The organism is Synechococcus sp. RS9916 (assembly GCF_000153825.1).
Taxonomy (GTDB): Bacteria; Cyanobacteriota; Cyanobacteriia; order PCC-6307; family Cyanobiaceae; genus Synechococcus_C.
Genome location: NZ_DS022299.1, coordinates 1471351 through 1498309 on the forward strand (window position 1 = coordinate 1471351; position 26959 = coordinate 1498309).

Sequence of the window (26959 nt, forward strand, 5' to 3'; positions counted from 1 at the left end):
GTGAGCGCCAAAGGGGTATTCATTGGGTAAGTGCGAGTGCACGCAGATAGACCCACTCACCATTGAGATCTCTCGAACGCCTCTCAAACAACGAGACCTCCTGCAGAGAATGACGATGCCCACCCTCAGAGAATGAGGCTTTAAACGTCACAGTTCCCTCGACATCTTGGATTCCTCCAGCCTCCACGGCCTCAATCTCAAGACCTAGCCAACGGGTCTTCCGGCAGCTGTTGCGGAGTTCTCTGCGACGCCGCTCCAATGGAGCCTCTGGATCCAAGTGGGTGGCAATGAGATAGTCGACATCCCCCAAAACGAAAGCGGTGTAGCGAGAGCGCATCAACTGTTCAGCCGTTTCAGCTCTTGTTGTGGCCCAATGCAATGGGCCACAACAAGAGCCGTAGACAAGACTGCTACCGCAGGGACACGGAGACTTGGGGGAGCACAGCGACGTTCCAAAACCAAGCGCCATCACGGAAGCACCTGAAGTGCAGGGAATGGTCGCTGTACCGCCGAAGCAGACAATCCCTCACGCAAAGCAACGATGAGACCCGCAGCCTCGGCGTAGGAGGACGCCGCCAACAGAGGGCACGTCCGATCCAGATCAAGCGCCTGAGCCGTGACTTGAAGCAATGAGGGGTTGGCCACGGTGATCACAGGCACCGATCGCTCCATGCAAGCCAGCAGCGCCTCACTGCCAAGTGCTCCATCGGGCACAACCACAGCACCGAGCTGATCGGGATGTAGGAGGTGGCTTGACTGCAACGCATCAGCACGCAAAAGATCGGGTGCCCTGCTGAGACCCACCAACACGCAGGACAAAAAGGTGTACCCCAGCTCTTCACCGGCAGCACGAGGGTCCAGTTGGGGATCCAAGGGGAGCGGTGCCAACGCGGGAGCATGGGCACAAGGCAGCTGCAGGTGCCTCACCAGAAGGTGACTGATCACTGCTTCCGCGCCAGCGAGAGCGTCCACCCCACTGCCATGGCGATAAGCCTCGAGGGCTTCACTGTCAGGGTCTTCGGGGAAGCGTGCCACCACAGCAATGGCCGTCGCCCCGGCCGCCTTGAGACGCTCCCCAGCTCGGAGCAGCGCATCCGGCCGCTCCAATGTCCCCCAGCTAATTCCACTATCCCCCAGCTCCAGATGCACCCCCAATGGAGCATCGGTCGTTACTACCGGGCCAATCTCGAGGCCAAGGCTGGCGCGGCAACCATCCGCCACCTGGAGATGACGTTGACGCAACTCAGGCTCGATGCCCGCATCCAGCAACAAGCCAATGCGTTGGCGACGCACCGGCCGCAGCATCCAATCACCGACCGCAAAACGATCGAGGGCATAACCCTCTACATAATGAATCCGGGGATCACTCCAGTAGAGCGAAGCCCCGTTCATCACGTTGGGATGGGTGATCAGGCATCCGCTGGCTGCCGCCAACAATCGAGCGCTGGGTAAGGCATCTCCAGCAAAACCACCCACATCACAACCAATACCCGTGGGAACCAGGAACAAAGTGAGACAAGGCTCGGCACCCGAGGGAAAAGCACTCATCGAATCAGCACAGCCTCCACCTGAAGCAGCGTGGACGCGCCTGCAGGATCCCGATCCACCGCGGTGATCGCCCAACGCAACGGCTCACCCTCGCGACGAAGTTGCTCCAACAACCACGCCCGCAACTGGTGCCGAGGTAGATCCACGGGACAGGACAGACTCAATCGCCGCGAAGCGAGCTTCACTTCTGGTATTGACCGAACTGGGCCTCGTAGAGCGCATCCTCCTGACCAGCCAGAACCTTGAGATCCGATCGGGGATACGACACGCACAACAATGCAAAGCCGTCTTTGCGCAGATCCTCTTTGACGCCCATCGCATCAGGCTGGTGCACTTCACCCTCACCAATGCGGGCCGCACAGGTGGTGCACACTCCAGCGCAGCAGGAGCTGGGGATCATCACACCTGCCGCTTCAGCAGCAGCAAGAACGGTCTGATCAGAGCGGCAAGAAAAAGAATGCTGCTCGCCATCAAGATCAACGGTGATGGAGTAGGTGGCCGCAGAGGTGTCGCTCATCCGTCAAGAGACGTACCGGGAGCGCGCATTCTCTCAGGGCGCGGGCCTCGAACAGCTCTGCCACTGATTGGGATGGGGAGATAAGTATTCAGGTGGCCGTTTTGCAGCACGCGCCGTGAGCACAAAATCAAAGCTCACCGACACGCGCAAGCCATCAGGATCGGCATTTTCAAGCACGCTGTGATCCAGCCGTGAAGGGAACACCACCAGAAGTCCCGGCTCAGGAGCAAGGAACCATTGGGGTTGGATTCCAGGATGGTCATCACGAAGCGGTCCACCATGGCCCACTGCGAGACCGGGAACCAATTCGTTGAGATGGCTCGGTGCATGCAAACACAGCGCACCGTCGGCTCCGGTACCACCACCGCTGAGGTACACAACCGCACTGAGATGGGCATTGGGATGGTGGTGACGACCGATCACCTGCCCCCACTCACTGAGCACCGGCCAACAACGCTGGAGATGTAAATCCACCTGAGCACAATCGAACCCAGTGCACGCGAGATAGTCCCAAACCCGAGCCACCACCTGGTCGGCTAGAGCACGAAAATCACGGTGCTCGTGCAGCTGCCAGACACCATTAAGGTCTCCAGTCCAGGCACACCCAGGATCAGGATTGCTGCTTTGATCACCTCGCAGGGCCATCAGCGTTTGAAGCTGCGCCGCGACCTCCAGAGGGTCGAATCGCAGCTGCTCGGTGGCGACCACGGTGGGGAAAAGAGCGTGCAAGTCCAAAGATGCACCACCGCACTGACTGCATCATCCCTCCAGCAGGATCCACACCAACAACACGCCAAAAAAAAGCCGGCCCTTGGGCCGGCAAGCGATGAATGAATACGTCGGTCAACCAACGGCAGCTGCACCACCGGCAACTTCCAGAATCTCCTGGGTAATCGCAGCCTGACGGGCCTTGTTGTAATCCAGGGTCAACTCCTTGGCGAGAGCCTTGGCGTTGTCGCTGGCATTATTCATGGCCGTCATCCGACTGGCCAGCTCGGAAGCAGCCGATTCCTGGAGGGAACGGAGAAGCTGATTCTGCAAATAAAGGGGCAGAAGAGCATTCAACAACTGATCAGGGCTCTGCTCGAAAACGATGTCCGAAGGCACAGAAGGCTGGGCATTCGCCGGAGCGGATCCAGCCTCGACACGAAGCTGCCCCTCTTTGGTGGTGAGACGGAAGATCTCATCATCAGCAGCTGCAATCCCCTGGGCATCCAGAGGAAGCAGAGTCTGAACCACGGGCTTGCAGCTCACCAAGTTGATGAACTTCGTGAAGATGATCTCAACACGGTCTGTGCTGCCGGACAGGAATTCGGCAAACACCTCGTTGGCGATCGATCCAGCCTCGTCAGCGGTCGGAACCTGATCAAGACCCGTGAAGGTGGCCTGGATCGGATAGCTGCGGTTAGTGAAGTAGGTGATGGCCTTGCGACCGATGAGCACCAGGTCAACCTTGTAACCCTGTGCCTTGAGCTCATCAAAACGCTGTTCGGTGCGCTTGATGATGTTCGTGTTGTAACCGCCGCAGAGACCCCGGTCACCGGTGACGGCGACAAGGGTGATGGACTCAACGGTGCGTTGATCAAGCAGAGGAGCATCGGCATCCTCGAAACGCATGCGTGACTGCAGGTTTTCCAGCAGGCGTGCGAGCCGATCTGCGAAAGGACGGCTACGGAGTACCTGCTCCTGAGCGCGACGGACCTTGGCGGCCGCCACGAGACGCATGGCCTCAGTGATCTTGCGGGTGTTTTTGACCGATTTGATTCGGTCTCTGATCTCCTTGAGATTTGCCATGAGTGAAAACCTCTCAGTTGGCGGTGGCCAGCATGGTGGAGGTGACTTCGCTGATGGCCTCCTTGAGCATGGTCTCGGCTTCGGGGCTGAGAACCTTTTCGGTCTGAATCTTCTGGATGAAGTCAGGCTTGTTGCTCTTCAGGTATTCGCGAAGTTCACGGGAGAACTGAACCACCTGCTCAACAGGCACATCATCAATGAGGCCCTTAACGCCTGCATAGACGATGGCGACCTGCTCAGCAAGGATCAGCGGGCTGAACTGAGGCTGCTTGAGCAGCTCACGCAGACGCTTACCGCGTCCCAGCTGCTGCTGGGTTGCAGCATCAAGGTCGGAAGCGAACTGAGAGAAGGCTGCCAGCTCGTCGAACTGAGCCAGCTCCAGCTTCAGGGTGCCGGCAATTTTCTTGATGGCCTTGGTCTGGGCTGCGCCACCCACGCGGCTCACGGAGATGCCGACGTTGATCGCAGGACGGAGACCGGAGTTGAACAGGTCGGAGCTCAGGAACACCTGACCGTCGGTGATCGAAATCACGTTGGTGGGGATGTACGCAGAGACGTCGCCAGCCTGGGTTTCGATGATGGGGAGAGCAGTCATGGAACCCTTGCCCATGGCATCGGAGAGCTTGGCTGCACGCTCCAGCAGGCGGCTGTGGCAATAGAACACGTCGCCGGGATAGGCCTCACGACCGGGGGGACGACGGAGCAACAGCGACATCTGGCGATAAGCCTGCGCTTGCTTGGTGAGATCGTCGTAAATCACCAGGGTGGCCTTGCCCTTGTACATGAAGTACTCGGCGATGGAGGCACCGGTGTAAGGAGCCAGGTACTGCAGAGCAGCAGACTCGGAAGCGTTAGCGGCAACGACGACGCTGTAGGCGAGAGCTCCACGCTCACGCAGCACTTCGGTGACCTGCGCTACGGATGCGGCCTTTTGACCCACAGCCACGTAGACACAGACCACATCCTGATCGGCCTGGTTGAGGATGGTGTCGATCGCGATGGCGGTCTTACCGGTCTGACGGTCACCAATGATCAGCTCGCGCTGGCCACGACCGATGGGGATCATCGCGTCGATGGCGGTGATGCCGGTCTGCATCGGCTCATGGACCGACTTCCGCTGAATGATGCCGGGGGCGGGTGACTCGATCAGGCGGGTTTCAGTGGTAGCGATTTCGCCCTTGCCGTCAATCGGCTGGCCCAGAGGGTTCACAACCCTGCCAAGCATGGCGTCACCAACAGGCACAGCGGCGATCTTTCCAGTGGCGCGCACCGTGCTGCCTTCTTGAATACCGTTGCCTTCGCCCATCAGCACTGCGCCGACGTTGTCGTCCTCGAGGTTGAGGGCGATGCCTTCGGTGCCGTCTTCGAACTCGAGGAGTTCACCGGCCATGGCCTGCTGAAGGCCGTAGACACGGGCAATACCGTCGCCCACTTGGAGAACGGTGCCAACGTTGCTGACCGAAACGGATTTGTCGTAATCCTCGATCTGCTGTTTGAGGATTGCGCTGATCTCGTCAGGACGGATGGAAACCATGGCGGGTAATCCCTGGAGAGGGTTGGTAAGAGAGGAGCAGGAGAGAGAGTTTGGAGGTCAGCTCGCTTTCGCAAGCGCCAGACCGAGGCGACGGACCTGGCCGGCAAGGCTGGCATCAATGACCTGGGATCCCAGATTCACGACAAAGCCACCGATCAGGGAAGGGTCAACGGAGAGATCCATCTCAATGGAGCCCTTGCCGACCATCGCTTGAACCTTTTTGGTGAGGGCAGCCTGCTGCTCCTCAGAAAGAGGTTGGGCCGTTGAAACCTTCGCCAGGGACACCTGGCGTGACTGCCTGTAGAGCTCAAGGAAACGGTTGAGAACTGCGTCGAACGCGACAAGGCGTTGACGATCAGCCAGAACCTTGAGCAGGTTCATCAGTGAGGGCTTCAGCGATTCACCGAGAAGACTGCTGAGGGCTTTCTTCTTGGCATCGGGTTCCAGAACAGGCGATGTCATCGCATCCCTGAAAACCTCCGAATCGGACCAGAGTGCAAGCAACTCCTTGCACTGTGATGCAACATCATCTGACTCAGATCTGGCATCTGTGATCTGGAGAAGGGCTTCGGCGTATGGGGTCGCCAAGGAATTCAGCAGAGGCATCAGGCACCCTCCAGGTTTGCGATGGAGGCATCGATGATCTTGGCTTGCGCCTTGTCATCGAGCCGAGCAGGCAGGTCGGCCATCACTTTGTCGATGGCGGCAAGTGCAGCCTTGCGACGAAGCTCCTCAGTGAGGCGAGCGCCCTCGGCATTCAGATCGGCTAGGGCATCTTCCTTGAGAGCCGCCATAGCCTCAATGGTGCGCTTCTCACCATCGGCGCGGATGGCAGCGGCGCGGGCCTTACCTTCCTCGCGAATTTTTTCAGCTTTCTGTTGCGCGGTTGCCAGATCCGACTGGGCCTTCGTGAGGTCAGCCGATGCGGTTTTCAAACGAGCCTCAGCATCGTCGAGTTCCTTGAGAATTGACTCACGACGGCGATCGAGCATGTCGCCGAGAAATCCCTTGAGGAAATAGACCAGAACGCCGATCACGATGACCAGGTTGATCAGATTGGTCTCAAGGGGATTGAGATTGATCGCGAAACCGCCTTCGGCGGCGAAAAAATCGAAAACGGTCATCATGAAACGGCCAGCAGACGTTGGATGATCTGGGCGCTGAGCTGATCAACCTTGGACATCAGTTGAGTCTGAGCTGCCTCGCGCTGGGATTCGATCTCACGGCGCGCCTGTTCACGGGTGCGATTGGCCTCTGCCTCAGCAGCAGCGAGTGCCTCGCGATACAACTTGTCGACTTCCTGCTCGGCCTCGACGATGGCTGATTGCGCCGCCTGGCGAGCCTCGCGAAGTTGTTCCGTCAGGTCAGCTTCCAGTCGTTCAACCTGAGCAAGCTTCTGCTTGGCATCGGCACGGCTGGTTGAGATATACCCCTCGCGTTCTTCGACGACCTTGCCGACCGGACGGAAGAAGAGGGAATTAAGCAGAAAGGTCAGGAGAACCACCTGAAGTGCCATCAGAGGCAGGGTGGCGTCGAGGTCAAAAAGACCTCCCTCCGGAACCGCCGCTTCAGCGAACAGAAGCCAGGTCATGGAAGAGGTGAGCTGGAGAGGAGCGAAAGAGTGCGACGAGAGTCATATGGGGGAGCAAACCGTCAAGACGGTTGCTCCCCAGACCTCATCAACCTGCGAAGGGGTTGGCGAACAGAAGCACCAAGGCCACCACAAGGCCGTAGATCGTCAGGGACTCCATGAAAGCGAGGGAGAGCAGCAGGGTGCCGCGGATCTTGCCTTCAGCCTCGGGCTGACGAGCAATACCTTCAACAGCACCTTGGGAAGCGCTGCCCTGACCGATACCAGGGCCAATTGCAGCCAGACCAACGGCCAGACCAGCAGCGACAACGGAAGCTGCGGAAGTGATGGAATCCATGTTGAGTGCGTTTGAGGGCGCGCCGCGTGGCGCTGAGCGAATGGAGCGGGAGTTAGATCACCCTGCGCAGGGACACTGTCTCTAGAGAAAGTGGGCCCGAATCCTGATGACCGGACCTGCGCGCAGAAGGTTTTAGCAGACGGGCGATCTGAGGAGGTGTCTGCTGATTAATGCGATTCGTGGAGACCTTCACCGATGTAGAAGGCCGCAAGAGTCGCGAAGATCAGAGCCTGAATGGCACTGGTGAACAGGCCCAGCAGCATCACGGGCAGGGGGACAATCAGTGGCACGAGATAGACGAGCACACCAACCGCGAGTTCATCGGCGAGGATATTTCCGAAAAGACGGAAGGAAAGCGATAGAGGTTTTGTGAATTCCTCGATGATTTTGAACGGGAGCATGATGGGGGTCGGCTCCACGTACAGCTCGAAGAATCGAAGCCCCTTCTTGCTGAGTCCGGCATAGAAATAAGCCAGAGAGACCAGCAAAGCCATCGCCACCGTGGTGTTGATGTCGGCTGTCGGAGCGCCGAGTTCGCCTTCAGGAAGCTCAATCACCTTCCAGGGGATCAGAGCACCACCCCAGTTGCTGACAAAGATGAACAGAAAAAGAGTGCCGATGAAGGGAAGCCACTCGCGGTAATACTTCTCACCGATCTGATCACGGGCAAGATCGCGCAGGTAATCCCACATGAACTCCAGAAGGTTCTGCACCCCTTGGGGATCCCGATTGAGCTTTCGGGTCCCCACAAGCACGAGGGCGAGCAGGACACCAATCAGGATCCAGGAGCTGAGAAAGACCTGACCGTGCAGATTGAGGTTGCCGATCTGCCAATACAGATGGTGGCCAACCTCCAGTTCGGCGAACGGCAGTGAGAAAGGCAGCAAAGCCATGAATGCAGGAGGGAAGTGCGCGGACTCAGCCGTCGAGGACGGTCTGAAGAATCAAGGCGGGCTTGTAAAGGAGAAAACCCACGAATGCGGGGAGGAGATCAAGTTGGGAGAAACGAGCCGCAGAAACGATCAGAATGATCGGAACAACGAGCTGAAAACGGCCAACCTGACGTGAAGCTCCACCGAGCCGGGCCACGCTGCGGGAGAGGAGACGCAGGTAGAGAACACCAGCAAGAGCTCCGACCAACAGGCTGCAAGCCACATGCCCGTCGAAACCGATGGCTGCTACGGGAACAGCAACAGCGGAAACAACCAAGGTGGCCTGCATCAGGCGCTGTTGCAAACGTCTGAAATCCTCCATACCGTTGTCTGAGGAAGAAGTTTCCCCATCCAGACCAGTGGGAGGCGACGCCTGCAAACTGCACCTGAGAAAGCGCGCGGAATCTATCACGCGCTATAGACATTTCAGTCGAGCGCTGGGATCAACAACAGCAGGCGGAGGTTCAAAAGTTGGCGAGCCAAAGCAGCCGTTCCTTCACCAAAGCCCAGCGTCCCGAGGGGAGTCTGAGGCTGCTGGTCCACAGCTTTCAACAACTCCAAGGCCTCTGGCTCAATCGAGAGGGGCTCCAGATCCGGACCAAGCATGCTGGTGGAAGGCCAACCCCAGACGCAGGGCTGACGCTCTCCGAAGGCAGCAAGCAACTCCTCGTCGTCATCCCATCGCTTGTGGATGACTGGAGCAGCACTCACGAAAAATTCGAAATGGCTGATATCGGGGTCAAGCTCTTCGACAAGCAGCCACTGGTCCAGCTGAGGAAGGCTGCGGGCGCGTTCCAGCAACTCCCCCTGAAGCAGACGTGCAGGATCCCAGACGCTCGGATTCGAGAAGCCAGCGAAGTGCAGACCCGAGGAGTCCAAATAGTTCAGTAGCCCCCGCAGGTTGTAACTGGTTTCCTGCGGATGCAGGTACATGTCCGCGAAGTTGGCGTCTGCAGCGCAATCGACTGACCATCGCTGCTCGTGGTGGCGGCGCAAGCGGTTGTCTGCGGGCAAGACCTCAAACAATTGGCGGCCCAAAGCCAAACCTTCAGGACCTGTGCCCACGGAGAGCTGAGTCAAAGCGCGCTGCACTCGATGGATTTCCCACCGCCCAGCATCGGCATAAAGGAAAAGGTGCAGCAGACCATGAGGGGCAAGGCGGTCACCCAAAGCCTTCAGTCCGGCGGAAGGGTCATCCAGATGGTGCAGAACCCCAACGGAATTGATGTAATCGAATGCCCCCTCCCCAGCCAGATCCAGCAGGCTTCGCTGCTCTTGCCTAAGAGACGACACCACCTCAGCAGCACCGGAACGACGCAGACGTTCCCGAGCCACATCGAGGGCGCCTGCGCTGATGTCCACAGCCAGTACGTCGGCACCAGGATTGGAGTGGCAGAGATAGTCCGTGGTCACCCCCGTGCCGCAACCGGCATCAAGAATCCTGAGTGGTGGTGCGGAACTGAGCGGAGGCTTGGACACACCAAACACCGCTTGATGAACACTGCGGAGATTCCAGCGCCAGTTGTACCCGGGCGGTGGGCCGTCCTGGAGAGGATCTCCAGGGAAAGGGAAACGGTCGTAAAAGGCACTAACAACTGGCGTTGCAGCATCCGTTGAGGACTGGGACATCGGCAGCAGGAGACGGCAAAAGCCACGCACGTTCAGCCGAGCATTTCATGGGCGACACCCCTGTCAGGGCCAGGCTCCCCATCCCTGCAAATATTTGTTCATGGCAGCTCAGAATCCTCTGACGCGAGCCGTATGGTGTCTCGATCTGGCTTGCTTCGTTCATGACCGTGACCGCCAGCAGCGGCAGCACAAGAGTTACCCCCCAGCTCTTCGACACCCTGCCTCTTTCGAGCGTTCGCCAGGCTGAGCAGCAAGATCGCTTCCCTGATGGGGGAGAGCTGGACAACCTGATCACTTTCTTCCGCAGCGGACAGGACCGTATACAGGCTGCAGAACTATTGGCAGTGAATGCTGAGGCGATCGTCGCTCGCGCTGCCAACCGGATTTTTGCCGGCGGAACACCTCTTTCATTCCTCGATGCTCCACTCAGCCGCGGGGAAATCACCAAAGCGGATGGAACCGTTCTGGCTGCTGACCAGGTGGCCTTCCAGCGCTCAGTTGAGACATTTACCGGCTCGAGCGCAACTGTCAAGAGGGGCAATGCCTTCACCCGGTTGCTACGCGGAAATAACGAAGACGCTGACGTTCGGGTCGTCCTTCCGACTGGTTTTTCACCAATCAGCGTGGCCAAGTACGGACCCGAACGAATGCGGAAATCAGTCCGCGACATGGGTTGGTTCTTGCGCTACGTGGGCTACGCACTCGTGGCTGGTGATCCGAGCATTCTTTCGGTCAACACCCGTGGGCTGAGGGATCTTCTCGAAAAAGGCTGCTCATTGGTCGCCACAAACGTGGCCTTGCAGGAGATGCGAGCCGCTGCAGCGTCCCTGCTGAGCGACCGCCCCGAAGCACGTCGGCTGACCATCGACTGCTTCAACGTCTTGTTGACTGAATTGGCCGTTGCCACGCCTTCTACTCGACAAAAGCTCGGAAGCAAGCAACGCCAAGGCCTGCAGCTTCCTGCGATTTATGCCCTTGCCTCCCAGGGAGGTTCGCAGCGCTACAGCATCAAACCATCGATGAGCGGCAGCGAACGCCAAGAGATTGTTCGCGCTGCGTACCGGCAAGTTTTTGAGCGCGACATTGCTAAGGGCTACTCCCAAGCCCCCTGTGCTGCTGAGGCCTCTCAGTTGGTGCAAGGCAAAATTTCAATGCGGGAATTCATTCGTGCTCTCGGATGCTGCAAGGAATACCGCCAGCAATTCCACGACCGCTTCGTGAACAGCCGCGTGGTTGAGCTCGCCTACCGCCATTTCCTCGGCCGAGGCATTAGCTCCCTGGAGGAGTTCAAAACCACCTTCGCGATCTTGAGTGATCAAGGCTTGAACGGCTTGATCGATGTGCTGGTGAATTCTTCGGAATACGCCCAGACTTTCGGCGAGGAAACCGTTCCGTTCCTGCGGGACCTTGGAGAGGAAGCCCAGGAAAGTGCTGGGTGGGGCTCGAACAGAAAACTGTTCCGTTTCAGTGCTCCTTTCGATGGCGCTCCCCAATACGTCACCCTTTACGCCTCCTATCGCCAGCCACTGGCTGACCAGCACGTCTACGGCGGGGGTAATGATCCCATCGGCAACCAGTACGGAGCGATCTTCCCCAGCGGCACTGCCTCGGTCAGCACCCGTCCAGCTCCCTATGGATACGACACCCGTCGTTTGCTGGTGAGCAACGGTCTGGCCGCTCCCGGGCAGATGGATAGTGATCAGTTCCGCAGCAGCCGTCCCCGCAAAGTGGGCCCTCGGGTCATGCGTCTTCAACAGATCGCCACAGGCGGAGCAACTGTTCCCCGTCGTGGAGGCCAGCCGAGTATCAGAGCCACAGAATCGAGCACACAGGCCGTTATTAACGCCGTTTATGTGCAGGTACTAGGCAATGCTGGCTACGCAGGCGAGCGGATGGGATCAGACGAGGCAAGACTTGAAAACGGTGATATTTCTCTGCGCGACTTTGTGCGCATCGTGGCCAGTTCTGATGCTTTTCGGCGTCGCTACTGGAGCGGCCTCTATATCGCCAAAGCGATCGAAGTCATGCATCGCCGGTTGCTCGGTCGCCCCACATTTGGCCGCTGGGAAATCGACGCTCTCTTCGATACAGCAGCGCGCAAAGGCTTTTACGGCCTCGTCGATGCTCTGATCGACAGCAAGGAGTACAAAGACTGCTTCGGGGAAGACACTGTTCCCTATGAAAGATTCATCACCCCTGCCGATCTCAACATGAGGCGGGTTCCAACATGGAAGCAAGCTATTAACCTTGAAGCCATTGCTCCTAGTAAACAAGTATCGAGACCTGAGACAAAAACTGTCGAGAGACTGAAGACCAGCGGAGATCTCACAAAGCGCAACCTCCCCCCTTCAGGAGGCCAGATCAAATGGCAAGAATCCTCATCCACTAGAAAGAGTCAGAATCAAGCGCCCTCTTTTGCCCTCACAAAGACATTTGATAGAGCCAATAAAACTAAAACTCCATCGTGGCAAGCCAAGGTTGAGTTCAGAGGGATCGTCAGCCCGGAGATTCCTGGCGAAAAGATTCTTCAGGCCCTAAGGCGCAATGACATCAATGGCTTTGCATCACGCGTTGGCCTCAAATCCTCAATTGAATTAAATCCACCTTTTACCGAAGAAGCACTGTCTTCCGTTATTGACGAGACCTATCGGCAACTCCTCAATCGAATCCCATTTGATGACGAACGCCTTGTTGAAGCAGAATCTCAACTAAGAGATCAAAAATTCCCCCTTGTAGGCTTTATTGAAGCTGTTGCGCTGAGCGACATATTCCAGAAACGTCTCAGCGCCATGGCTCCTTTGAGAGCTGCAGCCGCAAGTCATCTTGCCATCCTTGGACGCGCTGCAACCCCCAAAGAAGCAGCTGAATTCGTCCAGGTCAGAGCGAGCGATGGCCAATCCGCAGCCATTCGCAAAATCTTTGAACGGCGCGAAGCAGAGGATGCCAACCGTCTACTGCAAATCAAACTTCCTTCCACGGATGGGCGCCAAAGTTTCAGGGAGCTTCAGACCTCCAGGAAAGAGAGCCTTCCAAGGCCTATTTCTGCTTCTACTTCGCCTACCTACCTAGTAGACACGGATCAAAATGCTGGAGCCAAAACAAGCGGCCGCTTCAAGTCCCCCAAGGCATCCCGTCCAGCGACTGCACTACCACTGCCTCCATTAGCGCGAGCACTTGAAAGCAAAGACACCACAGGCTTCCAAAGAAGGTCAGGCATCGCTTCACCCATAGCTCTAACCCCTCCCTTTAGCGAAGACGAGTTGACCATTGCCATTGAGGCCACCTATCGCCAACTCATTAACCGCATCCCGCTAGATAACGAACGACTGACAAGCGCCGAATCCTTACTTCGCAATGAAGACCTCGACCTTTCGGGATTTGTGGAGGCAGTTGCCATGAGCGATCTCTTCCAACAAAGGCTGTCAACCATGGCGCCACTTCGGGCGGCATCTGCAGCCGCCCTAGCCCTATTAGGACGCGCATCCACACCTTCGGAAGCTGCCGAATTCCTAAAGATTCGCGCAGCTGCTGGACAGCCAGAGGCCACGCGCTGGCTTCTGACTTCTGCAGAGACCTTCAACACCAACGAAGTCCCTCGCATCCAAGGCATGGAGACGAGCCCAGGACAATCTCAGTCAACAGTGATTCGCACTGCCTCACTGTATCGAGGAAATTCAGCACTGAACCCCCCAAAAGATTCCGCAATCTGAATCAACGAACAACTCAATAGCTAAAAGCCAAAAACATTGGCTCGCAATAGGCGAGCCAATGTTCTTTTTATGGAAAATAAATTTGACAGAAAGCAGCAAATTTTCAATAGCAGAAAATAGCAAATGCGAATCACCAGAATCACTGCGGCGCAGCAGGTCTGCCCCTATACAGCCCATGAAGAACTGTTAACGAGTCCTAATAAGTGCCAGCCGCTGCCCGCACAATGATTGAGCGATCAGCCAAACTGTTCGCGTCAACCTATTCACCGGATCTCGGCCTCCTTCGGGCGGCCGCGCTTTTCGAGGCAGAACTGCATGAGCATCGTCTCCAACTCGATCATCAACGCGGACGCCGAAGCCCGCTATCTCAGCCCTGGCGAACTCGACCAGATCAAGGCGTTCGTGAGCGGCGGCCAGCGCCGTCTTCGCGTTGCCCAGGTTCTGTGCGAAAGCCGTGAGCAAATCGTCAAGCAAGCTGCTGGCCAGCTCTTCCAGAAGCGGCCTGACGTCATTTCACCCGGCGGCAATGCCTACGGCGAAGAAATGACTGCGACTTGCCTTCGCGACATGGACTACTACCTGCGCCTGGTGACCTACGGCGTGGTTGCTGGCGACGTCACCCCCATTGAAGAAATCGGCGTGATCGGCGCCAAAGAGCTCTATCGCTCCCTGGGCACCCCCCTGGAAGCACTGGCCTCTTCTGTGCGTGAAATGAAGATTGTTGCCATGGGCCTCCTCACCGGCGCTGACGCTGAGGAAGCAGGAACCTACTTCGATTACGTGGTCGGCGCTCTCGCCTGATCCCTCATTACTGCCACACCACGCAACTACTGAGACTCCATGCAAGACGCCATCACCAACGTCATCAACAAGTCCGACGTCCAGGGTTTGTATCTCGACACTGCCTCGATGAGCAATCTCGAGCAGTACTTCGCGAGCGGTGAGCTCCGTGTTCGTGCTGCTGCCACCATCAGCGCTAATGCCTCCGGCATCATTCGCGATGCTGTTGCCAAAGCACTGCTCTATTCGGACATCACCCGTCCGGGCGGCAACATGTACACGACCCGTCGCTATGCAGCCTGCATTCGCGACCTCGACTACTACCTCCGTTATTCCACCTACGCCATGCTGGCTGGTGACACCTCGATTCTCGACGAGCGTGTTCTGAACGGCCTCAAGGAGACCTACAACTCCCTGGGCGTGCCGATCGGCGCCACCGTTCAGGCGATTCAAGCCATGAAGGAAGTGGTGGCTGGTCTTGTTGGCCCTGATGCTGGCAAGGAAATGGGTGTCTACCTCGACTACATCTGCTCAGGCCTCGGCAACTGAGCCCATGCGGTTGTTCAAAGTCACCGCCTGCATACCTTCCCCTGAAAAGGTTCGTACGCAGCGCGAATTGCAAAACACCTTCTTTACGAAGTGGGTTCCTTACGACAGCTGGTTCGCTGAACAACAGCGCATCCAAAAGCAGGGTGGTCGAATCATCAAGGTCGAACTCTGCACAGGCGGTCGTCAGGTGAACGTCGGCAATTGATCTGAGTTCCAACGCTCAAGCTCCTCAAAGTCCGGTCAACGACCGGACTTTTTTTGTTTCCACGCCTTGGCAAAGTGCCGATCAGACGGCTGAATGGAGCCTCTGAGTGCTGTTGTCCTTGTCCCGCAAGCGCGTGAACCCAACACGGAGGTCCCGCAGGAGTGAGGGACGCCCGACAGTCGAAGCGGAGCAAGGACGTGAACCACGCAACGTTTTGCAGCGCACGCTCCCTCTCGACTGGTCACTGTGGCCAGCCGAAGCCCGCTTGCTGCTCAGTCTCACAGCGATCTGGAGCTTGGCTGGCCTCTTGGTGCTGGGATCAGCAAGCTGGTGGGTTGCCGCCCGCGAAATGGGCGAAGGGGCTTACTACCTGAAACGCCAACTGATCTGGATGCTGGCCAGCTGGGGATTGCTGGCAGCAGCCATCAGCACTGATCTACGCCGGTGGATGAAGTGGGCGGGACCAGCCGTATGGATCGGCTGCTTGCTGGTTGCCGCCACCTTGGTGTTCGGCAGCACCGTGAATGGCGCCAGCCGATGGTTGGTGATCGGCCCCGTTCAGATCCAACCGTCCGAATTGGTCAAGCCATTTGTGGTGCTGCAGGCCGCCAATCTGTTCGCCCACTGGAAGCGCAGTGCGATCGATCAGAAGTTGCTGTGGCTCGGAAGCTTCGCAACGCTGATCCTGCTCATCCTCAAACAGCCGAACCTAAGCACCGCAGCCCTCACAGGCCTGCTGCTATGGCTGATGGCCTTCTCCGCGGGCCTACGGCTGCGCACCCTGTTCGGGACGGCCTTAGCCGGTGCCTCATTGGGCATCACAAGCATCTTTTTCAACGAATACCAACGCCTGCGCGTGATTTCCTTCGTGGACCCGTGGAAGGACCCCCAGGGCGATGGCTACCAACTGGTGCAGTCCTTGCTGGCCATCGGATCCGGCGGCATTTTTGGCCAGGGCTTCGGCCTCTCGACGCAGAAGTTGCAATACCTGCCCATCCAAAGCACCGATTTCATCTTTGCCGTCTATGCCGAGGAATTCGGGTTCATCGGCTCGGTGATGCTTCTGGTGTTTTTGATGCTTGTCGCCTTTCTCGGTCTACGCGTCGCCTTGCGCTGCCGCAGCAATACCGCCCGCCTGATCGCCATTGGCTGCACCACCTTGCTGATTGGCCAGTCGTTAATGAACCTCGCTGTGGCCTCCGGCTCCATGCCCACCACGGGCCTCCCTCTCCCGATGGTCAGCTACGGCGGCAATTCCCTCCTCTCCAGCTTGCTGGTGGCCGGCCTGCTGATCCGCTGCTCGCTGGAATCCACCAGCCTGGTGGGGGGTCGCCGGCCTCGGCGGCGGCGCGCACCTGAAGACCGACACCTGGCATCCACTCGATAGGGTGAGCCTTCCCGAACGACCCGGATCCACCGGCTGGGACCATTCACGCTTCCTTCCTGACGTTCGCCACCCTCGATCTATCGGACCTGGCCCGCAGCAGCGAACATCTCCTGCAACAGGCGCTGAACCAACCGGGGCCACTCACCCTGGGACTGGTGTTTGCAGGTGGAGCCCTGACCAGCCTGGGCCCCTGTTCGCTGTCTCTGCTGCCGGTGACCCTGGCCTACCTGGCCGGTTTTGAAGCCAAGCAGCCCGCATGGCAGCGGAGCGTTCTCTTCTGCTCAGGCATCGTCGGCGCTCTGGTGGTGCTGGGCAGCCTCAGTGGTCTAGTGGGGCGGATCTACGGTCAGGTACCGGATGTGGTGCCCACCCTGGTGGCCCTTCTGGCCGTCGTGATGGGGCTGAACTTGTTAGGGCTGATCCGAATCCCCCTCCCTGCCGGACCCGACCCCATGCGCTGGACAAAGCGCGTGCCCGCACCCTTAGCTCCGATCGCCGCTGGACTGGCCTTCGGACTCGCCGCCTCCCCCTGCACAACCCCTGTACTGGCGGTACTGCTGGGCTGGATCGCCACGAGCGGCCAACCCCTGGTGGGCGTGATGCTGCTCACCAGCTTCGGCATCGGCCAGGTGCTTCCTCTGCTGATCGCCGGCAGTGCAGCGGCCAGCGTGCCCAAACTGCTGGCGCTGCGTCCCATCGGGCGCTGGGTTCCCCCCATCAGCGGCGTGGTGCTGCTCAGCACAGGCATGCTCACCTTGCTGGCCCGCTGGACCTGATCGATGTCTGTGCTTCGCCGTCTCGCCGCTCTGCTCTCCGATCTGCGGCTGGCCATCGTGCTGCTGCTGTTGATTGCCATCGCCAGTGCCATCGGCACGATCCTTCCGCAGGGAGAAGCCCCTGATCTGTATCTGGAGCGGTTCAATGCCGATCCCTGGCTGGGTTTCGTCAATGGGGATCGCATGCTGCAACTGCAGCTGGATCGGATCTATTCCAGCGGCTGGTTTCTGCTGCTACTGGGATGGCTTGGCCTGGCCCTGATTCTCTGCAGCTGGAGACGACAATGGCCCGCTCTACAAGCAGCACTGCGCTGGATCGATTACCGGGAACCTCGCCAGCTAAGCAAGCTGGCTCTTGCCGAAACGCTCCCCAGCGACGATCCGAACACCTCCCTCAACGCGCTCGGCCAAAGCCTGCAGGCCCAGGGATGGACCGTGCAGGAGAAAGACGGACGCCTGGCCGCGCGGCGCGGCGTGATGGGCCGGGTTGGGCCCTTGCTGGTTCACACCGGATTGGTGCTGTTGATGCTTGGGGCCGCATGGGGAGCCCTGGCCGGCAATCGTCTGGAACGTTTTCTCGCGCCTGGCCGGAGTCTGGATCTTCTCGATCGATCGGGCACCAGTCAGATGACGCTCACCCTGGACAGCTTCGCGATCGAGCGCGATCCCGCTGGTCGCACCGAACAATTCCGATCCCAGCTGCTACTGCAGTCGGCAGGAGACGCACGGCCGCTGCGGGAAGAGATCAGCGTCAACCACCCACTTCGCTATCGCGGCATGACCGTCTATCAAGCGGATTGGTCTCTGGCCACGATCACCGTGCAACTGGGCAAAAGTCCCCTGCTACAACTCCCACTGCAAACCTTCCCTGAACTCGGGGATCAACTCTGGGGCCTGGTGCTTCCGACCCGGCCCGACGGCAGTGAACCGGTGTTACTCACCACCAGCAGCGAGGCCGGCCCAGTGCAGGTGTTTGGTGAGGGCGGCGACTTAATCACCAATCTGCGCCCCGGCGGCACACCAGCCGACGTGAACGGCTTGCCCCTGCGTGTGGTGGAGGTGATGCCCGCCAGCGGGTTACTGCTGAAACGGGATCCCGGGGTCCCCTTGGTGTACTTGGGATTTGCGATCACCTTGCTGGGGGGTGGCTTGAGCCTGGTGGCCACCCGACAGCTTTGGGCCGTCAGCGACTTACAACATGGAAAGTTGCATGTTGCAGGGCTCTGCAACCGCAACCTCAGTGGCTTTGCTCAGGAGTTCCCGACACTGCTCAACAAGGTTGCCGGGTCCCATGGCTGACGCGCACCACGGTGTGCACATTGCCGCGGGGGTTGAAGTCGGCCTCGAGTTGCATCCACACGGGCTCGCAGGCTGAAACCAGGTCGTCCAGGATGCGGTTGGCCACCTCTTCATGGGAGATGGTGCGGTCGCGATAGCTGTTCACGTACAGCTTGATCGCCTTGAGTTCCACCACCCGGGGTCCCGGCTGGTAGATGAGCCGCAGCACCGCAAAGTCGGGATAGCCCGAGAAGGGGCAGAGGCAGGTGAATTCCGGAAGCTCGATCGAGACCTCATAGGGGCGCCCCGGCCGGGGGTTGTCAAAGCAGATCAGCTCGGCATCAGCGATGGCCCGCTCGCCATAGAGAGGCGTACGCGTGGCATCGGAGGCGGCTTTGCTCAAGGCTTTTCAACAGTCGCTTTGAACCCTACGACCGAGCCCCAGTACTCCGCGAGAAAAATTTTTCAGACAATCTTCCAGCGCAACCCCTAAAACTGTTCACCATGAACAGCAAAGCGGGAATAGAGCATCTCTGAAGGACAAAACGTTGAGCTCGGTCGACCTTTCGCGTCGACCCGCAAGCCGGAAGTAGCCCATCCGCAAGGCGAAGCAACGCTCCTTCCATCGAAGCGGCCCCGACTCTCGGGATTGATCCACTCCCTTCGACACGGCCACCATGTCCACTCAACACTGCACCTACCGCGGGGTCAGCTATGCCCACGCCCAAGACGCACAAGTGAGCGACGCTCCGGTTAAACACACCTACCGAGGCCTTCAATACTCCTCCTCTCTGCGCCATCAAGCAGCAGCCCCCGACGCCACTGTCGAGCTCCATTACCGCGGCAGCGCCTAATCACCACCGCCAGCAGGCGTGCCAGGAGCAGGTGAACTGCTGAGGCGACCGATCGAGAAATCGGTAACGAACCGCACAATTGCCTCGATCCGGCTGCGCCGTAATAGCGGTGGGCAAGGGGGCTTTTAAAGCCCAATCGAGCCTGCGACAGGTTGTGGCAGGCCTACCGAATCCTTGCCGTTTCTGACACACTTTCAACACCTGTCCTGACAGCGCCTTCCATGAAAAAAGTCGAGGCCATCATTCGCCCCTTCAAGCTCGAGGACGTGAAACTCGCTCTCGTCAATGCAGGCATCGTCGGCATGACCGTGAGCGAAGTGCGCGGATTCGGCCGTCAGAAAGGCCAGGTGGAGCGCTATCGCGGCTCAGAATTCACTGTTGAGTTTTTGCAGAAACTGAAGATCGAAGTGGTGATCGACGACAGCAACGTTGACACCGTGGTGAACGCCATCGCTGAAGCTGCGAAAACGGGCGAAATCGGTGACGGCAAGATCTTCATCTCCCCCGTTGAGAGCGTCGTGCGCATCCGTACCGGAGATCGCGACACCACAGCCCTTTGAGCAGAGTCTGCGACTCAACGCGCTGACGCCAGGGTGGTGTCCACCACCTTGGCTATCTGTTCCTTCTCCAGTGCAACAACCGCTTGCCCAGCATGAGGACCTGCAGTCCAGGGCAGTAAGGGCGCGCATGCACGCAACCACAGCAGGTATTCATGGTTGCCGGCGGGCCCCGTGATGGGTGATCCCACCAAGCCGTAGGCGGTCCACCCGAGCGATCCGGCTGACTCCAGCACGTCTCGGATGGCATCGCAGTGGGCAGCAGGGTCCCGCACCACACCCCCTTTCCCCACCCGCTCTTTCCCCACTTCGAACTGGGGCTTCACCAACAGCAGAGCTTCACTCGATTCAGTCGTCAGCAGCGCCTGCATCGCGGGCATGACCAGCCGCAAGGAAATAAACGACACATCGGCCACCGCCAGATCAGGTCTGGGATCGTTGGGGCCATACAGCTCTTCAGGCGTCAGCCGACGCAGATTGGTGCGCTCCTTCAGCACCACCCGAGGATCCGTGCGCAAACTCCAGGCCGTCTGGCCATAGCCCACATCAATCCCGTAGACCCGGCTGGCCCCGTGCTGGAGCAGGCAATCGGTGAAACCGCCGGTGGAGATGCCCCCATCGAGACACACCCGGCCCTCCACCTGAATCGGGAAAACCTCCAATGCACCGAGCAGCTTCTCCCCTCCCCGAGACACGAAGCGGGGTGGCTGCTCCACACGCACCGCGAGATCAGGCGCCACCTGTTGGCCTGGCTTGTCCAGCAACTGACCACAGCCATCACGCACCTTCCCGGCCCGGATCAACTGTTGCGCCTGTTGACGGGTCGGCACCAGGCCGAGCGTCAGCAGGTGCTGGTCCAATCGGGTCTTGTGTGCCATTTCGTCATAAAAGCAGAGGGGAAAACCGAACAAATCCAGGTGGTCAGACCGGAGACCCCAAAACCCCGGGGAAGATCAATCCAACCGAGCCTTTGGCCGTGTCAGCCAGTCAGCCTCCCCGCAGCCATCGCCCCGGCCGGAATCAGGCTGAGCGCACGCTTCATCCCATCAGCAGCAACCCAGACAACGCCGTGTTCGAGCTGCTGCCGCCCGGCAGCTTCGCGACCCTCGACAACCACCCCTCCGATCTGCCTCCTTTCCAAGTGATCCATTGCCGAGGCGGCCGCTGCCTCGTGCGGCAACAGGCCTGGGGCAAACACGTGCAGTGGGAAGTGGAGCACCAGCGCCTCCATTCGGCCTGAAGGCTGGGCCATACATTGGACAGGTCGTTGCCACGCGCTGGCCTTGATCGAGAGATACACCCTGCCCGAAATGGGCGAACTCTGGACTGACAGAGCCAAATACCAGAGCTGGCTCGATGTAGAGGTTGCAGCCTGCGAAGCCAATTGCAGCCTCGGCCGCGTGCCCGTGGACGCCATGCAGGACATCCGAACCAAAGCGGCCTTCGAACCTGAACGCATTCTCGAAATCGAGGCGGAAGTGCGTCACGACGTGATTGCCTTCCTCACCAACGTGAATGAGCACGTTGGTGATGCCGGTCGGTTCATCCATGTGGGCATGACCAGCAGCGACGTGCTCGACACCGGGATCGCCCTGCAGCTCAAGGCGTCGGTGGCCCTGCTGCGCAAGGAACTGACTGCCCTGGATGGGGCCATCGCCAAGCTGGCGGCGGAGCACAAGGCCACCGTGATGATCGGTCGCTCCCATGCCATCCACGGTGAACCGATCACGTTCGGCTTCAAACTAGCCGGCTGGCTGGCGGAAACCCGCCGCAACGCCGAACGACTCGAGCGCCTTGAACAGGATGTGGCTGTGGGCCAGATCAGTGGCGCCATGGGGACCTACGCCAACACGGATCCCGAGGTGGAACGGCTCACCTGCGAACGACTGGGCCTCACCCCCGACACCGCCAGCACCCAGGTGATCTCCCGTGATCGCCACGCCGATTACGTGCAAACGCTGGCCCTGGTGGGGGCTTCCCTGGATCGCTTTGCCACCGAAATCCGCAACCTGCAGCGCACCGACGTGCTCGAGGTGGAGGAAAGCTTTGCCAAAGGACAGAAGGGCAGCTCAGCGATGCCCCACAAGCGCAACCCCATCCGCAGTGAACGGATCAGCGGCCTGGCCAGGGTGCTGCGCGGGTATGTGGTGGCAGCCCTAGAAAACGTGGCTCTCTGGCACGAGCGCGACATCAGCCACAGCTCCACGGAGCGCATGATGCTTCCCGACTGCTCGGTGACCCTCCACTTCATGCTGCGGGAAATGACTGCGGTGGTCGCAGGCCTCGGGGTCTATCCCGACAACATGCGCCGCAACATGAACGTGTACGGCGGGGTGGTGTTCAGCCAGCGGGTCCTGCTTGGGCTGGTGGATGCCGGCATGAGCCGGGAGGACGCCTACCGCGTGGTGCAGCGCAACGCCCACACTGCGTGGAACACCGATGGTGGTGATTTCCGCGCCAATCTGGCCGCTGACCCGGATGTGACCAGCAAGCTCAACGCCGAGCAACTGGCGGAGTGCTTCAGCACAGACCTGCACCAGGCCAATCTTGGTGTGATCTGGGATCGTCTTGGTCTCTGAGCTGGTTTCTGACTTGCTGCCAGCGGCCCTGTTCTGGACGCCCTATGCCGACTGGATTTACACGATCGTCAGCACCACAGGGCTGCTGGTGATCGTGTGGCTGGTGCTGAGACCCCGGGCAGAGGACTGAACCCTGGCTGGCAGGATGAATCCTTGAGCACAGGCAGCGCAGCGGAGCCCAACAACGATGGTGGCAGCGACCCGGGTTGAAACCGACAGCATGGGCCCTGTCGAGGTGCCTGCTGAGGCTCTTTGGGGGGCCCAAACCCAGCGTTCGCTGCATAATTTCGCCATTGCTGCGGATCGCATGCCGGCGGAGCTCATCCACGCCCTGGCTCGGATCAAGCAAGCAGCCGCGATCACCAATGCACGACTTGGCGTATTAGATGCAGAACGCCGCGATTACATCGTTGCTGCAGCAACCGCTGTGGCGGAAGGCCTGCACGACGGGCAGTTCCCGCTGCGGGTCTGGCAGACCGGCAGCGGGACGCAAACCAACATGAACCTCAATGAGGTGATCAGCAATCTGGCCGCGCAGGCAGCCGGCGAGCCCCTGGGAAGCCACAAACCGGTGCACCCCAACGACCACGTCAACCGCTCCCAGTCGACCAACGACGCCTTCCCCGCAGCGATTCATGTGGCAGCGGCGCAAGGCATCAGCCACCGTCTGCTGCCGGAACTGCAACGGCTGAAAAACGCCTTCGGGGCCAAAGCGGATGCCTGGACTGACATCGTCAAGATCGGGCGCACCCACCTGCAGGACGCCGTGCCGCTGACCCTTGGCCAGGAAGCGTCGGCCTGGCGCGATCAGATCGGTACCGCAGCACAACGGATCGACGCCAGCCTGGCGGAGGTGCTGCCACTACCGCTGGGGGGCACGGCTGTCGGCACCGGCCTGAATGCTCCTGATGGATTTGCCCGACTAGCAGCGGAAGAACTCACCCGGCTCACGGGCCTGCCCTTCAGCTCAGCACCCAACAAATTTGCGGTGATGGCTGGCCATGACGGGCTCGTCAATGCCATGGGTCAGCTGCGCCTGCTGGCGGTCAGCCTGCTGAAGATCGCCAACGACATCCGTCTGCTGGCCTGCGGTCCGCGCGCTGGCCTGGCGGAACTGCATCTGCCGGCCAATGAACCGGGCAGCTCAATCATGCCGGGGAAGGTGAATCCCACCCAGTGCGAGGCGATGGCGATGGTCTGCACCCAGGTGATCGGCCTCGATGCAGCGGTGGCGATGGCCGGCAGCGGCGGCCATCTGCAGATGAACGTCTACAAACCGTTGATCGGCTTCAACCTGCTAGAGACGATCACCCTTCTCACCGATGCCTGTCGATGCTTCCGCGTGGCGATGGTGGAGGGCATGGAGCCCAATCGCAGCCGCATTGAGCACGACGTTGAACAATCGCTGATGTTGGTGACTCCCCTCGCTCCAGTGATCGGCTACGACAAAGCCAGCGCGATCGCCAAACACGCCCACGAACAAGGCTCAAGCCTCAAAGAAGCAGCCTTGGAACTGGGCTATGTGAGTGCTGAAGAGTTTGACCAGGTTGTTGACCCTGCAGCGATGGCTGTGGCTCAGGATTGAGGCCCAGTTGAGTGGGGCAACGGCGACTCAAGCAGCCCGCTCAGTCGCCGGATTGAGCCCCGCCGCTTCCGCAGCCGCGGCCTTGAGCAGATCGTCGGCTTCCGCCACCGGGAAGCGATTGATCGCCCGCAACGCTTGACGCGCATGGCTACGCAGCTGTTCGCTGATGGCTTCGCAATAGGGAACCTGCGCCAGCAGATCCACGGTGCGGCGCATGATCCGCACCACATCGCCTTCATCCAGGGAGGTGTTGGCAATCAAGTCATTCCAAGCGCAACCGTTGGCCCAGGCTTCCACCAGACCCATCAATTCCGGCTCCCACCAGGCGGGCACCACCACGTTGCAGCGCTCCTGAGCCCTGAGCAGTTCACGGCGGATCCCCATCAGATCGTGCAAGGCCTCCTCGGCGCGCGGCGGTGGCGGAAAACCACTCCAGAGATCTGGGCGGTTGACCTCCGTGCTGATGGCCTCAAACACCGCTGCCAGCTCCGCCGGCGGCAGGTCATCGAGATGGCCACTCATCAATGCCAGACCAAGCCAGAGCTCGTTATCCCCACGCAGAGCTGCCACCGTGCGACCGATCTCAGTGGGCTGCAACTCATCGAGGCAGCCGAAGTGCTGAAGAATCTCGATCAGCGCCAGGAATATCTCCCAATGGCGATTGGCGCGGTGATGGAGCAGCTGCTGGCGCTCGCTGATTTCAATCTCCAGTTCCTCCATCCGCCGGCGATGCTTCTTGAGCTGGCGGCGATCACCCCAGCGATGGGCCGGATGGGTCTCGAGGTCGTCTTCCAACTCCTTCACCAACCGAGCCTGGGAGAGCACTTCACCGGCCAGGTCGTATTGCGGAGTGGTCATGTCGTGGCGCTGGGCCATATGGGCGACCGCCAAGGCCAGACCACCACTCTGTTGATCGCCATGGCGCAGCTCACCAGCCCGATGCAAATCCGGAGTGGTGACACCATCCACCTGCAGACAGCTGAGCTCGGCATGCAGGCTGACCACCGCCTGACAGGGCACCAGTAGCCAAACGTTCTCCTGGGTGAGGCAGAGCAGTAACGGAAACTGTCCTGGGCCATCGAGCTTGTCGACAATCACCGCCGGGGTCACACCACCACGCAACTGCGGGGCCTTGAGGCTGACGAGGGTGCCCACGCTGGCGAACTGCAGGGCCAGCGTGAGTTCGTTGGCCAATGTTTCCTCGGCCTGCTGTTGAAGGATGCGCAGCAACCGGCGTTCCTCCCGCAGCCGCCCGCGACGTTTTTCGTAGTCCTCGAAGTCTTCCCAGGGCACGTCACCAGAGGTGCCTTGAAGCTGGCCCAGCTGCAGACGCAGCTGGGTAAGGATTTCCTCCTCCTCAACCAGGTCGAGACTGGCCAGATAACGGCCAAAACTGCGCTCCACCAATTCCCTGGCCTTGGCGAGGTCGTGGCGAGCCAACAGATTGAGCACCATCCCGTAGCTGGGGGTGAACTGACTCACCAAGGGATCCGCGGGGCTCGTGGCCAGCTGACCGGCCTCACGCACCCCCTCAAAACGGCTCTGAACCGTGACCACATAGCCCTTGGAATCAAGACCTCGGCGGCCAGCACGACCGGCCATCTGCAGAAACTCACTGGCCATCAAAGGCCGATGCCCCCGTTCGGTGCGCTTGGAGAGCGACGCAATCACAGTGCTGCGGGCCGGCATGTTGATGCCTGCGGCCAGGGTCTCGGTGGCAAACACCACCTTCACCAACCCTTGCTGGAACAGCTCTTCGATGAGTTCCTTCCATGCCGGCAGGACGCCGGCGTGGTGGGCAGCGATACCCCGCAACAGGGCATCGGCATGCAACCCATCACGAACCGCCTCTGGATTGGCGGCGGTGTAGGCCTTCAGCCGAGCTGCAATCCGAGCCTGCTCTTCCGCGGTCACCAGGCACTGCACTCCCAGATCACGCACCGCCTTGTCGCAGCCGCGGCGGCTGAAAATGAAATAGATCGCGGGGAGCATCGCGCGCTCCGCCATCTGGGCCACCACAAAGCTGATCGGCGGTGCCTCCGGCTGGGGCGGCTTGGGCGAACGCCCCTTGCGTTTGTGACCTTTGGGAGCCCGCCACACCTTGCAGTTGGGATGCAGACCAGTACCTGCCTCATTCAGCAAGGGATGCAGCCCCTTGGCACTGCAGAAGCTGAACTGCAGGGGCACTGGCCGAAAATCACTGAGCACCAGCCGGGTGGGCCCATGCACCCGCTCAATCCAATCCGTGAGCTGACCGGCGTTGGCCACCGTGGCCGACAGCGCCACCAACTGCACTGAAGGAGGGCAGTGAATGATTGATTCCTCCCAGACGGTGCCGCGCTGGGAGTCATTCATGTAGTGGCACTCATCGAGCACCACCGCCTCCACATCCGCCAGTGGATCGTTGCCCTCCTCTGCCTCGGCGTAGAGCATGTTGCGGAAGATCTCGGTGGTCATCACAACCACCCGGGCTTCGCGATTCACGCTCAGGTCGCCGGTCATCAAGCCGACATTCTCCGCACCAAACTGCTCACGGAAATCCCGGAGCTTCTGGTTCGACAACGCCTTCAGCGGTGTTGTGTAGAAGACCTTCTGACCATGGGCAATGGCCCGGTGGATGGCGTATTCGCCCACCAGGGTTTTGCCCGATCCTGTCGGCGCGCTAACAACAACCGAATGCCCCTGGTTGAGGGCATCAATCGCCTCCAACTGAAAGTCATCCAGAGGAAAAGGAAACAGCTGATTGAGGTCGATCACCCCATCGGCTTGCTGTTCCGTGGAGGGTGAATCGCGATCAGCCATGGCCAGGATCCTAAG

30 protein-coding genes, 1 pseudogene and 1 riboswitch are annotated in these 26959 nt (G+C 59.6%); of the genes and pseudogenes, 14 read left to right on the forward strand and 17 right to left on the reverse strand.

The genetic code is table 11. The features are described from left to right. Window positions 1–19: 19 nt before the first annotated feature. The 14 genes from RS9916_RS14910 to RS9916_RS08070 all read right to left on the reverse strand — a co-directional run bounded on the left by RS9916_RS14910 (window position 20) and on the right by RS9916_RS08070 (window position 9882). A complete protein-coding gene (locus tag RS9916_RS14910) occupies window positions 20–379 on the reverse strand; it encodes a YchJ family protein (RefSeq protein ID WP_007098838.1) in 360 nt (119 codons plus the stop codon). Between the two features lie 89 nt (window positions 380–468). Further along, window positions 469–1548, reverse strand: coding sequence for a DUF3326 domain-containing protein (locus RS9916_RS08010; protein WP_007098839.1), 1080 nt, complete (start codon window positions 1546–1548; stop codon window positions 469–471). After that, a complete protein-coding gene (locus RS9916_RS08015; protein ID WP_007098840.1) occupies window positions 1545–1694 on the reverse strand; it encodes a hypothetical protein in 150 nt (49 codons plus the stop codon). Before RS9916_RS08015 ends, RS9916_RS08010 begins: the two co-directional genes overlap by 4 nt. A gap of 35 nt (window positions 1695–1729) precedes the next feature. Then, window positions 1730–2065, reverse strand: coding sequence for a 2Fe-2S iron-sulfur cluster-binding protein (locus RS9916_RS08020; protein WP_007098841.1), 336 nt, complete (start codon window positions 2063–2065; stop codon window positions 1730–1732). A 33-nt stretch (window positions 2066–2098) separates the two neighbouring features. Further along, the gene (locus RS9916_RS08025) at window positions 2099–2800 is read right to left on the reverse strand and encodes a putative 2OG-Fe(II) oxygenase (protein WP_007098842.1); all 702 of its coding nucleotides are present in this window, start codon (window positions 2798–2800) and stop codon (window positions 2099–2101) included. A 108-nt stretch (window positions 2801–2908) separates the two neighbouring features. Further along, window positions 2909–3859, reverse strand: a complete 951-nt coding sequence (locus tag RS9916_RS08030; protein ID WP_007098843.1) for a F0F1 ATP synthase subunit gamma — start codon at window positions 3857–3859, stop codon at window positions 2909–2911. 13 nt (window positions 3860–3872) lie between these two features. After that, a complete protein-coding gene (atpA, locus tag RS9916_RS08035; protein ID WP_007098844.1) occupies window positions 3873–5393 on the reverse strand; it encodes a F0F1 ATP synthase subunit alpha in 1521 nt (506 codons plus the stop codon). Between the two features lie 57 nt (window positions 5394–5450). Then, window positions 5451–5999 (reverse strand): ATP synthase F1 subunit delta, encoded by a 549-nt coding sequence (atpH, locus tag RS9916_RS08040; protein WP_007098845.1) that lies wholly within the window; start codon window positions 5997–5999, stop codon window positions 5451–5453. Continuing rightward, window positions 5999–6517, reverse strand: coding sequence for a F0F1 ATP synthase subunit B (locus RS9916_RS08045; protein WP_007098846.1), 519 nt, complete (start codon window positions 6515–6517; stop codon window positions 5999–6001). The genes atpH and RS9916_RS08045 overlap by 1 nt, the downstream gene beginning before the upstream one ends. Further along, a complete protein-coding gene (locus tag RS9916_RS08050; protein WP_007098847.1) occupies window positions 6517–6984 on the reverse strand; it encodes a F0F1 ATP synthase subunit B' in 468 nt (155 codons plus the stop codon). The genes RS9916_RS08045 and RS9916_RS08050 overlap by 1 nt, the downstream gene beginning before the upstream one ends. Before the next feature lie 88 nt (window positions 6985–7072). Beyond that, window positions 7073–7321, reverse strand: coding sequence for an ATP synthase F0 subunit C (atpE, locus tag RS9916_RS08055; protein ID WP_007098848.1), 249 nt, complete (start codon window positions 7319–7321; stop codon window positions 7073–7075). A gap of 167 nt (window positions 7322–7488) precedes the next feature. After that, complete coding sequence (gene atpB, locus RS9916_RS08060; RefSeq protein ID WP_007098849.1) at window positions 7489–8214, reverse strand: F0F1 ATP synthase subunit A; 726 nt, start codon at window positions 8212–8214, stop codon at window positions 7489–7491. 25 nt (window positions 8215–8239) lie between these two features. Then, window positions 8240–8575 carry a hypothetical protein gene (locus RS9916_RS08065; RefSeq protein ID WP_007098850.1) on the reverse strand — a complete coding sequence of 112 codons (336 nt, stop codon included), beginning with the start codon at window positions 8573–8575 and terminating at the stop codon, window positions 8240–8242. 104 nt (window positions 8576–8679) lie between these two features. Further along, entirely contained in the window at window positions 8680–9882 is a 1203-nt protein-coding gene (locus RS9916_RS08070) for a bifunctional 2-polyprenyl-6-hydroxyphenol methylase/3-demethylubiquinol 3-O-methyltransferase UbiG (protein WP_007098851.1), read from the reverse strand. Between the two features lie 161 nt (window positions 9883–10043). Between RS9916_RS08070 and RS9916_RS15390 the strand changes: the two are divergent. The 8 genes and pseudogenes from RS9916_RS15390 to RS9916_RS08105 form a co-directional block, all read left to right on the forward strand. Continuing rightward, a pseudogene (locus RS9916_RS15390) lies at window positions 10044–10670 on the forward strand (cell wall anchor protein); the annotation flags it as partial. 231 nt (window positions 10671–10901) lie between these two features. Further along, window positions 10902–13592, forward strand: a complete 2691-nt coding sequence (locus RS9916_RS15395) for a phycobilisome rod-core linker polypeptide (RefSeq protein ID WP_369791603.1) — start codon at window positions 10902–10904, stop codon at window positions 13590–13592. A gap of 315 nt (window positions 13593–13907) precedes the next feature. Then, complete coding sequence (locus RS9916_RS08080; protein WP_007098854.1) at window positions 13908–14393, forward strand: allophycocyanin subunit alpha; 486 nt, start codon at window positions 13908–13910, stop codon at window positions 14391–14393. Window positions 14394–14432: 39 nt separating this feature from the next. Next, window positions 14433–14921: an allophycocyanin subunit beta gene (apcB, locus tag RS9916_RS08085; protein ID WP_007098855.1), complete on the forward strand. Its 489-nt coding sequence runs from the start codon at window positions 14433–14435 to the stop codon at window positions 14919–14921. Window positions 14922–14925: 4 nt separating this feature from the next. Continuing rightward, on the forward strand, window positions 14926–15126 hold the full coding sequence (locus RS9916_RS08090; protein ID WP_007098856.1) for a phycobilisome linker polypeptide: 201 nt from the start codon (window positions 14926–14928) through the stop codon (window positions 15124–15126). 118 nt (window positions 15127–15244) lie between these two features. Then, window positions 15245–16513, forward strand: coding sequence for an FtsW/RodA/SpoVE family cell cycle protein (locus tag RS9916_RS08095; RefSeq protein ID WP_083773091.1), 1269 nt, complete (start codon window positions 15245–15247; stop codon window positions 16511–16513). A gap of 110 nt (window positions 16514–16623) precedes the next feature. Further along, window positions 16624–17289, forward strand: coding sequence for a cytochrome c biogenesis CcdA family protein (locus RS9916_RS08100; RefSeq protein WP_232199624.1), 666 nt, complete (start codon window positions 16624–16626; stop codon window positions 17287–17289). Between the two features lie 3 nt (window positions 17290–17292). Further along, window positions 17293–18588: a cytochrome c biogenesis protein ResB gene (locus RS9916_RS08105; protein ID WP_007098859.1), complete on the forward strand. Its 1296-nt coding sequence runs from the start codon at window positions 17293–17295 to the stop codon at window positions 18586–18588. On the opposite strand, the gene queF is transcribed toward RS9916_RS08105, so the two are convergent. Continuing rightward, on the reverse strand, window positions 18560–18970 hold the full coding sequence (gene queF / locus RS9916_RS08110) for a preQ(1) synthase (RefSeq protein ID WP_007098860.1): 411 nt from the start codon (window positions 18968–18970) through the stop codon (window positions 18560–18562). The two genes, RS9916_RS08105 and queF, sit on opposite strands and share 29 nt — an antisense overlap. 141 nt (window positions 18971–19111) lie before the next feature. Beyond that, window positions 19112–19187: riboswitch (Glutamine riboswitch) on the forward strand. Window positions 19188–19244: 57 nt separating this feature from the next. Between queF and RS9916_RS13870 the strand changes: the two genes are divergently transcribed. Together RS9916_RS13870 and RS9916_RS08115 are read left to right on the forward strand one after the other, a co-directional pair. Beyond that, complete coding sequence (locus RS9916_RS13870) at window positions 19245–19421, forward strand: DUF4278 domain-containing protein (RefSeq protein ID WP_007098861.1); 177 nt, start codon at window positions 19245–19247, stop codon at window positions 19419–19421. A 221-nt stretch (window positions 19422–19642) separates the two neighbouring features. After that, window positions 19643–19981: a P-II family nitrogen regulator gene (locus RS9916_RS08115; RefSeq protein ID WP_007098862.1), complete on the forward strand. Its 339-nt coding sequence runs from the start codon at window positions 19643–19645 to the stop codon at window positions 19979–19981. A gap of 14 nt (window positions 19982–19995) precedes the next feature. On the opposite strand, the gene RS9916_RS08120 is transcribed toward RS9916_RS08115, so the two are convergent. Further along, the gene (locus tag RS9916_RS08120) at window positions 19996–20856 is read right to left on the reverse strand and encodes a TlyA family RNA methyltransferase (protein WP_050752315.1); all 861 of its coding nucleotides are present in this window, start codon (window positions 20854–20856) and stop codon (window positions 19996–19998) included. Between the two features lie 98 nt (window positions 20857–20954). Here RS9916_RS08120 and RS9916_RS08125 point away from each other — a divergent pair, with 98 nt between their 5' ends. From RS9916_RS08125 to fumC, 4 genes are read left to right on the forward strand one after another with little or no spacing between them, the layout of a single operon-like run. Further along, window positions 20955–21218 (forward strand): hypothetical protein, encoded by a 264-nt coding sequence (locus RS9916_RS08125; protein WP_232199556.1) that lies wholly within the window; start codon window positions 20955–20957, stop codon window positions 21216–21218. A gap of 43 nt (window positions 21219–21261) precedes the next feature. After that, the gene (purB, locus tag RS9916_RS08130; protein WP_007098865.1) at window positions 21262–22557 is read left to right on the forward strand and encodes an adenylosuccinate lyase; all 1296 of its coding nucleotides are present in this window, start codon (window positions 21262–21264) and stop codon (window positions 22555–22557) included. After that, on the forward strand, window positions 22547–22687 hold the full coding sequence (locus tag RS9916_RS14500; protein WP_007098866.1) for a hypothetical protein: 141 nt from the start codon (window positions 22547–22549) through the stop codon (window positions 22685–22687). Before purB ends, RS9916_RS14500 begins: the two co-directional genes overlap by 11 nt. Before the next feature lie 57 nt (window positions 22688–22744). Next, window positions 22745–24142, forward strand: coding sequence for a class II fumarate hydratase (gene fumC, locus RS9916_RS08135; protein ID WP_007098867.1), 1398 nt, complete (start codon window positions 22745–22747; stop codon window positions 24140–24142). 27 nt (window positions 24143–24169) lie between these two features. Here the strand turns inward: fumC and RS9916_RS08140 are convergent, their stop codons facing one another. Beyond that, the gene (locus tag RS9916_RS08140) at window positions 24170–26944 is read right to left on the reverse strand and encodes an RNA helicase (RefSeq protein WP_007098868.1); all 2775 of its coding nucleotides are present in this window, start codon (window positions 26942–26944) and stop codon (window positions 24170–24172) included. Between the last annotated feature and the right edge of the window lie 15 nt (window positions 26945–26959).